Annotated in this window: 10 protein-coding genes; 6 read left to right on the forward strand and 4 right to left on the reverse strand. The window is 62.5% G+C overall.

Annotated elements, in window-relative coordinates:
• The coding region (locus EN964_RS13210) for a GNAT family N-acetyltransferase (RefSeq protein WP_373565057.1) at positions 1 to 706 on the reverse strand (706 nt) is incomplete at its 3' end.
• A complete protein-coding gene (locus EN964_RS13215) occupies positions 631 to 1626 on the reverse strand; it encodes a sterol desaturase family protein (RefSeq protein ID WP_164748752.1) in 996 nt (331 codons plus the stop codon). The genes EN964_RS13215 and EN964_RS13210, both read right to left, overlap by 76 nt.
• A 324-nt stretch (positions 1627 to 1950) precedes the next feature.
• Between EN964_RS13215 and EN964_RS13220 the strand changes: the two genes are divergently transcribed.
• From EN964_RS13220 to EN964_RS13235, 4 genes are all read left to right on the forward strand, one after another.
• Positions 1951 to 2715 (forward strand): TlyA family RNA methyltransferase, encoded by a 765-nt coding sequence (locus EN964_RS13220; protein ID WP_127270328.1) that lies wholly within the window; start codon positions 1951 to 1953, stop codon positions 2713 to 2715.
• Positions 2712 to 3953 (forward strand): class I SAM-dependent RNA methyltransferase, encoded by a 1242-nt coding sequence (locus tag EN964_RS13225; protein ID WP_127270327.1) that lies wholly within the window; start codon positions 2712 to 2714, stop codon positions 3951 to 3953. The genes EN964_RS13220 and EN964_RS13225 overlap by 4 nt, the downstream gene beginning before the upstream one ends.
• Before the next feature lie 76 nt (positions 3954 to 4029).
• Positions 4030 to 4401 (forward strand): antitoxin Xre/MbcA/ParS toxin-binding domain-containing protein, encoded by a 372-nt coding sequence (locus EN964_RS13230; protein WP_127270326.1) that lies wholly within the window; start codon positions 4030 to 4032, stop codon positions 4399 to 4401.
• Positions 4394 to 4900: an RES family NAD+ phosphorylase gene (locus tag EN964_RS13235; protein ID WP_127270325.1), complete on the forward strand. Its 507-nt coding sequence runs from the start codon at positions 4394 to 4396 to the stop codon at positions 4898 to 4900. The genes EN964_RS13230 and EN964_RS13235 overlap by 8 nt, the downstream gene beginning before the upstream one ends.
• 40 nt (positions 4901 to 4940) lie before the next feature.
• On the opposite strand, the gene tldD is transcribed toward EN964_RS13235, so the two are convergent.
• On the reverse strand, positions 4941 to 6353 hold the full coding sequence (gene tldD, locus EN964_RS13240; RefSeq protein ID WP_127270324.1) for a metalloprotease TldD: 1413 nt from the start codon (positions 6351 to 6353) through the stop codon (positions 4941 to 4943).
• 154 nt (positions 6354 to 6507) lie between these two features.
• Positions 6508 to 7062 carry an invasion associated locus B family protein gene (locus EN964_RS13245; protein ID WP_013532781.1) on the reverse strand — a complete coding sequence of 185 codons (555 nt, stop codon included), beginning with the start codon at positions 7060 to 7062 and terminating at the stop codon, positions 6508 to 6510.
• Between the two features lie 376 nt (positions 7063 to 7438).
• Here EN964_RS13245 and coxB point away from each other — a divergent pair, with 376 nt between their 5' ends.
• Together coxB and ctaD are read left to right on the forward strand one after the other, a co-directional pair.
• Positions 7439 to 8338 (forward strand): cytochrome c oxidase subunit II, encoded by a 900-nt coding sequence (gene coxB, locus EN964_RS13250; RefSeq protein WP_127268980.1) that lies wholly within the window; start codon positions 7439 to 7441, stop codon positions 8336 to 8338.
• A gap of 38 nt (positions 8339 to 8376) precedes the next feature.
• Positions 8377 to 10029: a cytochrome c oxidase subunit I gene (gene ctaD, locus EN964_RS13255; protein WP_023808611.1), complete on the forward strand. Its 1653-nt coding sequence runs from the start codon at positions 8377 to 8379 to the stop codon at positions 10027 to 10029.
• Positions 10030 to 10091 lie beyond the last annotated feature (62 nt).

A 10091-nucleotide genomic window follows, 5' to 3' on the forward strand; every position in this document is an offset into this window, starting at 1 on the left:
CATCCATCAGGCGGAAACGCAGCGCGCCGCCTTCCTCCATGAATTTGTAGCCACGGCGATAGTTTTGCCGAGTTTTCTTCGACTGGCTTTCAAACCATTGTGCGCCGCGTTGCCCGGCGCCGGAAACTCGATAGCTGACCTCGCTGCGGTGGCTTGGCTGCAAGATATTGCTCTGGCCTGGGGCGGCGGGACCAAGCAGGGTCCGGAATCGGGCATCAGGCAACAGACGATTGAGGTAGGCAAGATCGAAGCCGCCATCGTCGAGGATATGTTGCCAGAGTTGCGGCAGGATCTGTGGCTCGGCATCGGGAGCAACCAGGACATCGCCATAGTCGCAGTGATCTTTCGCCGCCCATTCCAGCATACGGATGCCCGAGCGCCAGAAGGTCGCGAGCGCAATGACGGCCTCGAGACGCTCGCCGCTCCAGACCAGGCCGATCCTGAGACCGCGACGGTCCTGATGCGGTGTGGTGTGCCACCAGGCCGAGATCCAGTCGGGATGCTGGAAAACGAGGCCGCCGGCGCGTTGCCAGAGCGCTGCCCAGGCGGGCGCGATTTCTGCCAGTCGCGCTGGCGAGGTCGCAATTTCGATCCGGTGCGTTCGCGGCATCCGGAACACGGCGGGTCCGTTCATGGCTTCCCCCTTTGCGGCGATTGCTGTGGCTCGGGCTTGTCGGTGCGGAAATGTCTGGCGATCTGCCGCCACATCCGCTTCAGCGGCAGGACATAGAGGCCTGCGAGCGACTGGTAGTCGCGCACGTTGCGTTCGATCAAACCGAACTTGAAGTCCTCGTCGGGTCTCGGAACGCACAGGGTTCCGAAGAGCCGATCCCAGAACGAGAAGAGCAGCCCGAAGTTCTTGTCGTAGTGGCGCGGGTCGGTGCTGTGGTGCAGCTGATGCCAGTGCGGGCACAGGATCAGATTGTTCAACGGTCCAAACGAGATCTTGAAATGCGTGTGCCTGACGAAATCCATCATCAGGATGTTGCGTATGATGTAGACGTTGACGCCGAAGACCGTCAGCTCGACGAGGTTCAGCGACACCAGCGACCAGATGCCGAAGCAGATGCCGGGAATGACGCCGTCCCAGGCCCGGTTCATCAATTCGTCGAGCGGGTGGACGCGATCCTTGGTGATGCCGACCATCACCTCGGCCGAATGGTGAACCTTGTGCAGTTCCCACAGCACCGGGTAGCGGTGCTGGGCGACGTGATAGAGATAGTACGAAATGTCGTAGGCAAGCAGCATGGTGATGGTGAAGATCGTCACCGTCACCGGCCCTGCCGGTCCTTCGATCAGGGGCGGCTGGATCGCCAGCAGCGTGGAGAGCAACCAGTTCGTCGCATAGCCGACGGCGCTGACGAAGACGACGCCGGCGGGCAGCATGAGGAATGGCATCAGCGCCTTCCGCGTCACCCAGAACAAAAGGTCGGCTTTCGCCGAAGGGTGCGTGATGACCTCATGCGGGACTGCGAACTCGAAGAACTCTTTCCAGCTCTTTTTCTCGACCGTGCGCCAGTAGGCGACCAGGGCGCTGACCAAAGCAGTCAGCAACAGAAGTCCGGTCGCCAGCAGGCCGGCGCCGGAAATCCGGTCAAGAACCTTGTAGACGATATCGCTGGCCATTTCCAAGGTTGCCGCCTCTTCATCCGGCTTTTCCGGTCGTCGCGGTCATAACATTGAAGTCCTCAAGCAAATGCGATGAAAATTGGTTAAGAAATCATGAGGCTTTCTAGATTTTAGGCACTTATCGGCAGGCGACGAGACCTCATGCTTCGGCGGTCATCCGTCTCAACCGGCGCAACGATAGATATTCATAGGGTGGTCGGCGTGACGGAACGCCTCACCATCGCCGCAGTCCAATGTGCTGGGCGTGATGATGGGAACGTGAGACGAGATGCTTCCGGCCGGTGCTCTTGCCATCGTCATCGGCTTTCGCCATGAAGGCCGATGAATTCGCCTCTGCCAGCCAGCGCACGCCAGCGGCTCGACGACCTGCTCGTCCAGCGCGGGCTGTTTGCCAGCCGTTCACGTGCCCGCGACGCGGTCGAGCGTGGCACGGTGACCGTCGACGGCGTCATTGCGCGCAAGCCCGGCCAGAGCGTTTTGCCGCAATGCCTTGTTGCCATCGATGATCCGGCGCAAGGCTATGTGTCGCGCGCGGCACTCAAGCTGATCGGTGGGCTCGATCATTTCGGCCTCGACCCTGCCGGCTCTGAAGCGCTCGACATCGGCGCCTCGACCGGCGGCTTCACCCAGGTGTTGCTCGAGCGCGGCGTGGTCCATGTCACCGCGGTCGATGTCGGTCATGGCCAGATGCATCCTGATATCGGCGGCGACCCGCGTGTGACGGTGATCGAAGGACTGAACGCCCGCGACCTCGCCGTTGCCGATCTCAGCGGGCGTATTCCGGATTTCATCGTGTCCGACGTCAGCTTCATCTCGCTGAAACTGGCGCTGCCGCCGGCGCTTGATCTGGCGAAGGCTGGCGCCAAGGCCGTGTTTCTGGTCAAGCCGCAATTCGAGGCGGGCCGTGATGCGATCGGCAAGGGTGGTCTGTTGAAAGATCCCTACGACGCCTCCCGTGTCGCCGGCCTGCTGCAGGATTGGCTGGACTCCGTGCCAGGCTGGCGCTCGCTGGGGCTGCATTTGTCGCCGATCGAGGGCGGCGACGGCAATCGCGAATTCCTGCTCGGTGGGATCAAGGACCGATGAGCGCGCGCTTCAGCATCAGGAAACTTGGCGCTCAGGGCGACGGTGTCGCCGAGACCGAGACAGGCGATCTGTTCATTCCCTTCACACTGCCCGGTGAAACGGTCACCGCCGCGCGCGAAAGGGATCGCGCCATGCTGATGGCGGTGCTGGAAGCATCGCCGCAGCGCATCGATCCCGCCTGCCGCCATTTCACCGAATGCGGTGGTTGCGCGCTCCAGCATTTCGAAGCCGGAGCCTATCGCCAGTGGAAACGCGAAAAAGTGGCGCACATCCTGAAGGGCAAAGGCATCGATTGCGAGATCGGCGAACTGGTCGCCTGCGCGCCGCAGACGCGCCGCCGTGTCGTGCTGGCCGCCCGGCGCACCGATACAGGCATGCTGCTCGGCTTCCATCGCCATCTGTCGCCGGAGATCATAGCCATATCGGAATGCCCGATCTCGCTTCCTGAGATCGTCGCTTCGCTTGATCGCTTGAAGGCGCTTGCCGAATTGGTCTGCGCAACCACCAAATCGTTCCGGCTAGCGGTCACCGTGACCGGTTCGGGTCTCGATGTCGCGGTTCACGAATCCGGCAAGCTGGGGGAGCATCAGCGCCGCATCGCTGCCAATTTCGTCATGGCGCAGGGCTTTGCCAGGCTGTCCATCGATGACGAGATCATCATCGAGCCGAAAAAGCCTGTTGTCATGTTCGGCAGCGTCGCTGTCGCCTTGCCCCCGGGCGCGTTCCTGCAGGCAACCGAGGCCGCCGAACAGGCGATGGCCGATATCGTCGGCGGACATCTGAAGCGTGCCAAGAAGGTGGCGGATCTTTTCGCCGGCTGCGGCAGTTTTGCTCTGCGTCTGGCCGCGAAGTCGGAAGTTCATGCGGTGGAGGGCGATGCGGCAGCCCTTTCGGCCCTCGACCGTGGATCGCGTTTCGCCACTGGCTTGAAGCGGGTGACGGGTGAACGCCGCGACCTGTTCCGCCGGCCGTTGACGTTCAAGGAATTGAATGCCTTCGACGGTGTGGTGTTCGATCCGCCGCGCGCCGGCGCCGAGGACCAGTCGAAGCAGATCGCCCGCTCGGATGTGCCGTACGTCGCCGCGGTGTCCTGCAATCCGGTGACGCTCGCGCGAGATTTGCGCATCCTCATCGACGGCGGCTACATCCTGAAAAGCGTGACGCCGATCGACCAGTTCCTGTGGTCGCCGCATGTTGAGGCCGTGGCGTTGCTGGAGAAGCCGAAGCGGAGGCGGTAGGTCGCTTGTGCTTGAGTTGCGCGTGAATTGGGCCTATTTTGATACCGTACGCATCAAACTATGCTAGGTAATCGTCATGAACTCCGCAGCCCTCGAAGTTCCGGCGTCACGCTTTGGCGAGGAACGGTCGCCTTACCTTTCGGCAAGGCGTGTCGCGGAACAGCTTGGTGTCAACCTGACCGAATTGGCCGGCCTGATCGGGGTCGCGCGCAACACACTTGCCGCCAAGGCCGGCGCGCGCAAGGTCGACGCCGCCCTCAGCCCGATCGTCCGCATCCTGTCGATGGCCGGTGAAATGGCCGGCGGCGAGCAACGTGCGGCGATCTGGTTTAAGCACCAGCCGATCCCCGGCTGGGCGGGAAAGACCGCCTACGACCTGGTTCGCGAGGGCAAGACGGACAAGGTGCTGGCCTATCTGGAGGCCGTCCGCTCCGGCGTGTATGCCTGAGATCAGCCTGACCTTGTGGCGGGCCTTCGTACCGCGTTGGGCGCATCTGCCGCTTTCGGGCGAGGGCGCTGCCCACTTCGGCGGTCGCTGGAATCCAATTGGCGCTTCAACGATCTATGCGGCGCGCGAATTGTCCACCGCCTGGGCGGAGTACAATCAGGGCTTTGTCCAGCATCCGGCGTTAATTGCCCAACTTGAGCTCTCGGGCGCGCGCTTGGCCGATCTGACCGATGCCGCAATGCTGAGCGAATTGGCCATGACGGCGGGCATTCACCAATGCGAATGGCGAGACATGCTGGATCAGGGCCTTGTGCCCGAGACCCACAAGCTGCGGGATCGCCTGCTTGCCGATGGGGTGAACGGCGTGATCTATCCGTCCTTCATGTCGCCCGGCGGCACCTGCGTTGCGCTCTGGCGCTGGAACGAGGATGGCGCGCCGCGCCTGGAGGTCGTCGACCCCGACCGTCGTCTGCCGAAATCGCCGGCATCCTGGCTTTAGGGCAACTCAGATGGGCGAGTAAGCTCGTCGACTGTTCTTATCAAACCCTGGTGCCGCCCACCGTCATCTGGTTCATGCGCAGATGCGGCTGGCCGACGCCGACGGGCACGCCCTGTCCGGCCTTGCCGCACATGCCGATGCCGGTGTCGAGCTTCATGTCGTTGCCGATCATCGAGACGCGGTGCATGGCGTCCGGACCGTTGCCGATCAGCATCGCGCCCTTGATCGGCTGCGTCACCTTGCCGTTCTCGATCATGTAGGCCTCGGTGCAGCCGAACACGAATTTGCCCGATGTGATGTCGACCTGGCCGCCGCCGAACGAGACGGCATAGATGCCGTTCTTGACCGAGGCGATGATTTCGTCCGGCTCCATGTCGCCCGCCGTCATATAGGTGTTGGTCATGCGCGGCATCGGCTGGTGGGCATAGCCTTCGCGGCGGCCGTTGCCGGTCGCCTTCATGCCCATCAGCCGGGCATTCTGGCGATCCTGCATGTAGCCGACCAGCTTGCCATCCTCGATCAGCACATTGCGGGCCGAAGGTGTGCCTTCATCGTCGACGGTCAGCGAGCCGCGCCGTTCGGGCATGGTGCCGTCGTCGACGACGGTGACCCCTTTGGCGGCGACCTGCTGGCCGAGCAGGCCGGCGAAGGCCGAGGTCTTCTTGCGGTTGAAATCGCCTTCCAGCCCATGGCCGACGGCCTCGTGCAGCATGACGCCCGGCCAGCCGCTAGACAAGACGATGTCGAAAGTGCCGGCCGGGGCCGGTATGGCCTCGAGATTGACCAGAGCTTGCCTGAGCGCCTCCTTGGCGGCGTGCTTCCAGCTGTCCTCGACCAGGAATTCGCCAAACGCCTTGCGGCCACCCATGCCGTAGGAGCCGCTCTCCTGGCGGTCGCCATCGCCGACCACGACGGAGACGTTGATGCGGACCAGCGGGCGGATATCGCGCACCATTTGGCCATCGGCGCGCACGATCTCGACATGCTGCCAGGATGCGGCGAGCGATGCCGAAACCTGCCGCACGCGCGGATCCTCGGCGCGCAGCCAGGCGTCGATTTCCTGCAAGAGCTTTGCCTTGGCCTCGAAGGAGGGCGAGGGGATCGGGTTCTCTTCGCCATAGAGATGGCGGTTGGTGCGGGCCGGTGCGGCGGCAAGCGTGCCGGAATAACCGCCCTTGACGGTTGAAACGGCATCGGCCGCGCGCAGCAGCGACGCTTCGGAGAGGTCGCTGGAATGCGCATAGCCGCTGGCTTCGCCGGCAACCGCACGCAGGCCAAACCCCTGGTCGGTGTTGAAGTTGGCGGTCTTCAGGCGGCCATTGTCGAACATCAGCGCTTCGCTCTCGCTGTATTCGAGGAACAGTTCGCCGTCATCGGCGCCGTTGATGGTATCGGCGACGATCCGCTTGATGCGATCGTCTGAAATGTCGAATTGGCCGATCAGGCTGTTCATGGCGCATCCGTTCACAGGAGGAATGGGTCTTTGCCACGATGTAGGCGCGAAGGCACGCCGAGACAATCGCTCTGCCGCATTGTAACGACAAAAGCGGTTTGCCAGCAGCCCGTCGAAGTCACTTCTGGTTGAAGCCGGTGATGTCGCCGGGCTTTCAGGGGAGGGCGGCGAAGCCGTCGGCAAAGCCCTTGAGGTCGACCGGGATGCCGATACCTTCTTCCGGGGTCTGGAAAACGATGAAGGTGGCCGACGTGCCGGTCTTCAGCGTGTCGAGAAGCGGCTTTTCGAGGATCACCTCGGCATAGCAGCCGTCCTGGAAGCAGCGCACGAAATAGGCGCGGCCGATATCCTTGCCGTCGACATTGAGGCCGAGCCCGTTGGGCAAAAGCACGCCGAGCGGCGCCAGCACGCGCAGGATCTCCGCCTTGTTGTCGGCGGTGCGCAGCACCACGACCGACAGTCCCATCTCCGGACGGTCCTCGGCGACGACGTTCTGCATCATCACGCATTGTTCCGAGGTGGCACCGGCCGGCGTGTCGCAGATGATCGACCATGCGCCATGTGTCGAGCGCACGGTGCCGCTCGGCTGCGCGGCGTTCGCCGTGCCGGACACGATCGCGGACAAGCCGATGCCAGACAGGGCGGCGAAAAAGATGACCTTCGCCCAGTTTCTCGAAAACCGAGAGTTTCTCGAAAGCCAGTAATTCATGACGGCTCCATTGCGAATCACGGCACTTTAAGCCGCGCCAAAGCCAAGTAAAGGACGAGACCGCACCAGGTCTGCCCCGAAAAAGCCAATTGGGCGCTTTTCCCTGCCAATTTCGCCCGAATTGCGACGTTCGGCACCTGCGGCCCGCGGGAATGCTGCTGCGGGCTCACTGTAGGCGATTCGGTGCTGCCGCGGCTGCCTCCAAAGGCATATCCGGGCTTGCGCGCAAAAATGCCGCACGGTTTCGTCCGCTCCTTTCTTGCGGAGGGAAAAAGAGTATGGTTTGAACCAGCTTGAAACTGTCGGGATTCCCGTCCCGGCATTGTTCGTTATTCTCGTGGGTACCGCAGCGAGGAACTGGGAGACGATGAGGGCGATGAGAAATTTCCTGGCAAACGCCAAGGTTCCAGCAAGTGCCAAGTTTCTAAGTGCTTGTGCCGCTGTCACGTTTTTCGCCGGCGCATCCGCCCATGCCGACCAGCCCAAGAACTGGGAGACAACCTTCCAGGCGCCGGCGACCGACATGATGCGGCAGATCGAGTGGTTCGGGAACTACACGATGTGGTTCATCGTTCCGATCACCATCCTGGTGCTGCTTCTCCTCGCTTATTGCATCGTCAGATTCCGTGCGAGCGCGAACCCGGTTCCGTCCAAGACCAGCCACAATACGCTGATCGAGGTGATCTGGACTGTCGGTCCGGTCGTCATCCTGCTTTGCCTGGCAATTCCCTCGTTCCAGCTGCTGACCGCGCAATACACGCCGCCGGAAGAAGCGAAGCTGACCGTCAAGGCGACCGGTAACCAGTGGAACTGGGACTACGAGTACCAGACCGAAAACACGCTCTCCTTCAATTCCGCGATCCTTCAGGACACCGACCGCGCCGCCGCCGGCAAGGAGGACCGCAAGGTTTATCCGCGCCTGCTCGCGGTCGACAATGAACTGGTGGTGCCGGTCAACACCATGACCCGCGTGCTCGTCACCGCGACCGACGTGATCCACTCCTTTGCCATGCCGTCGTTCGGCATCAAGATCGATGCCATTCCGGGCCGCACCAACGAGACCTGGTTCAAGGCGGAGAAGGAAGGTATTTTTTACGGCCAGTGCTCGCAGCTCTGCGGCAAGGACCATGCCTTCATGCCGATCGCCATCCGCGTCGTCTCCGATGCGCAGTTCAAGACCTGGCTGGCGGCAGCCAAGACCGATCTGCCCGGCGCCAACAAGACGCTGATGGCCGAGGTCGACGGCCAGAACAAGGTAGCGTCCGCCGGCAACTGATGCCGCGGGTTAGCAAGATTTAGGGAACGGAGCGGAACATGGCAGACGCTGCAGCTCACGACGGGCACGACCACAAGCCTTATCACGGCTGGGTCCGCTGGGTTTATTCGACCAACCACAAGGACATCGGCACGCTCTACCTGATCTTCGCGATCATGGCCGGCATCATCGGCGGTGCCTTGTCTGTCGCCATCCGCATGGAGTTGCAGGAGCCTGGCATCCAGATATTCAGCGGCCTGGCGCAGATGGTCTATGGCATGAACGGTGACGCCGCGATCGACGGCGGCAAGAGCATGTACAATGCCTTCGCCACCGCGCACGCCCTGATCATGATCTTCTTCATGGTCATGCCGGCGCTGATCGGCGGTTTCGCCAACTGGATGGTTCCGATCATGATCGGCGCGCCCGACATGGCGTTCCCGCGCATGAACAACATCTCCTTCTGGCTGCTGCCGCCGGCCTTCATCCTGCTGCTCACCTCGATGTTCGTGCCGAGCGCGCCGGGCGCCTTTGGCGTCGGTGGCGGCTGGACGCTCTATCCGCCGCTTTCGACCTCGGGCCAGCCCGGGCCGGCCATGGATCTGGCGATCCTGTCGATCCACATTGCCGGTGCGTCGTCGATCCTCGGCGCCATCAACTTCATCACCACCATCTTCAACATGCGCGCGCCTGGCATGACGCTGCACAAGATGCCGCTGTTTGCCTGGTCGGTGCTGATCACCGCCTTCCTGCTCCTGCTGTCGTTGCCGGTCCTGGCCGGCGGCATCACCATGCTGCTCACCGACCGCAATTTCGGTACCACCTTCTTTGCGCCCGACGGCGGCGGCGACCCGATCCTGTTCCAGCACCTGTTCTGGTTCTTCGGTCACCCTGAAGTGTACATCCTGATCCTGCCGGGCTTCGGCATCATCAGTCACGTCATCTCGACCTTCTCGAGGAAGCCGGTGTTCGGCTATCTCGGTATGGCCTATGCCATGGTGGCGATCGGCGCCGTCGGCTTCATCGTGTGGGCGCACCACATGTACACGACCGGCCTGTCGCTCGACACGCAGCGCTATTTCGTCTTCGCCACCATGGTCATCGCGGTGCCGACAGGCGTGAAGATCTTCTCCTGGATCGCGACGATGTGGGGCGGGTCGATTTCGTTCAAGACGCCGATGCTGTGGGCGCTGGGCTTCATCTTCCTGTTCACCATCGGCGGCGTCACCGGCGTCCAGCTGGCCAATGCCGGCCTCGACCGCTCGTTGCATGACACCTATTTCGTCATTGCCCACTTCCACTACGTGCTGTCACTGGGCGCGGTGTTCGCCATCTTCGCCGGCTGGTACTACTGGTTCCCGAAGATGACCGGCTACATGTATTCGCCCGTCATCGCCAACACCCATTTCTGGGTCACCTTCGTCGGCGTGAACCTGATCTTCTTCCCGCAGCACTTCCTCGGTCTCGCCGGCATGCCGCGCCGCACCATCGACTACCCCGATGCGTTCGCCGGCTGGAATTATGTGTCGTCCATCGGCTCGTATATCTCGGCCATCGGCGTCCTGATCTTCCTCTATGGTGTGTTCGAGGCCTTCCAGAAGAAGCGGATCGCCGGCGCCAACCCATGGGGCGAGGGCGCAACGACGCTCGAATGGCAGCTGCCGTCGCCGCCGCCCTTCCACCAGTGGGAACAGCTGCCGAAAATCAAGTAAGGCGGCTGCCCGCTCGAATACGAAACCGCCGGTCCGCCGGCGGCTTTGGGCAACGGGTGATG

The organism is Mesorhizobium sp. M7A.F.Ca.CA.001.10.2.1, from assembly GCF_003998575.1.
Lineage (GTDB): Bacteria > Pseudomonadota > Alphaproteobacteria > Rhizobiales > Rhizobiaceae > Mesorhizobium.